The organism is Pseudomonas sp. Ant30-3 (assembly GCF_000690905.1).
In the GTDB taxonomy this organism is placed as follows: domain Bacteria; phylum Pseudomonadota; class Gammaproteobacteria; order Pseudomonadales; family Pseudomonadaceae; genus Aquipseudomonas.
In genome coordinates this window covers 1-1,315 of record NZ_JMCL01000167.1, presented here as the reverse complement: position 1 = coordinate 1,315, position 1,315 = coordinate 1, and the positions used below count along the sequence as shown (strand labels likewise).

2 protein-coding genes are annotated in these 1,315 nt (G+C 56.0%); both read right to left on the bottom strand.

The window, feature by feature from the left end; genetic code table 11:
* Nucleotides 1-437: flavin reductase family protein (locus DU29_RS1000000131970; protein ID WP_177326991.1), on the bottom strand; the 437-nt coding region annotated here is incomplete at its 3' end.
* Between the two features lie 21 nt (nucleotides 438-458).
* On the bottom strand, nucleotides 459-1,315 hold an 857-nt coding region (locus DU29_RS0127950), incomplete at its 5' end, for a sugar phosphate isomerase/epimerase family protein (RefSeq protein ID WP_028624659.1).

The following is a 1,315-nucleotide window of genomic DNA, read 5'->3' as shown; positions in this document are numbered from 1 at the left end:
GATGTGAGCACACGCTCGACACTGGCCAGCATTACCGAGTGGGTGCCGACTGCATGGTGTTCAATCAGCTCACAGAACAGCGAAGCCTGCGCCCCTTGCAGATAGGGCAACCCATTGACTTCATCAAATCGCCAGGCTTCATGATCGAAACGGTCGGTCCCCGTGGCGCTACGGCAGTGCACCGCAAGTACCTCCTGTTCTGCGCGGAGTACATTGATGCAGAACCGTCGAGAAGCCAGCAGCGGCCCATGGATACGGGTTTGCTGACCAATGCACACTAGAACCGTGGGCGGCTCCAGTGAGACTGATGCGAATGAACTGGCGATCATTACGTGTCCGTGGCCATCGGGAGCGATCGACGTGATTAGCGTCACCGTGGAGGCCACGCCGCGCATCGCCTGCCTCAATTGGGCAGCAATCAAAGGGTGTTGGGACATGTAGATGTGCTCAATCATGGGTTACGGGTGTGTTTCACGCTTAGCCCAACCAGGGTGCTTTGTCAGCAAACCCAACATCTCGTCCATCGCGTCATAGGAGCGTTTGAGCGTGCTGTATGGATTCCCCCCGACCAATGTGCCATCATAGCCGACGGGGCCGGTATAACCGAACGACTTGGCAAGTCCAAGAAGTGCGAAGTTGTCGAGTTCTCCTGCATCGAGCGCCTCGAAAGTGGCAATACGACTCCAGCCAAGTGGGCTGCGGGTTGCGCCGCTGAGAGTCAATTCCCGCATGAAGGGTGTTGACGCCATTAACGCTGGCGTCGGGTCTACGGCCTGATAGCCCTCCGTCGGGCTGCCTGCATTGGTTTCGTAGCCATACCAGTGATAGCTTGGAAACACGATGCCGAGATTCGGATGGTTCACGACCGAGCAGATCTGTGCCGCAATGGAGTAATGATCCATCCAGAAGCCCAGATGAAAATACAGCAGGATGTCAATTCCGCGCCGTGCGCAAATCTCAAGTGCCCGACCAAGGAAGTCCTGCAATACCTTGTCGTCCGGTGCCTTTCGATGATTTGAACCGTGGCCTGCCGTCCTGATTCCAAGATTGACAGCCTTCACGCCTTCCATCTCCTCAAGCATCCGCAAGAGTCCTGCGTTGATGGGATGCTGTGGGCCCTGATCCAGGTCGATCACCACATACACGCTAAAGACCTCCAAACCGAAACGATCTTTCACGGTGGATAGACGCTTTGCGGTTTCCCATCGGCTCCCTGACCAGACGGCATAGGTCAGGCCGTCATAACCGATGTCAGCCAGCATTTCGCATTGGACATCGAAGGCATAGGTACCAGCCGAAGAAGTAAAAGCGAGAT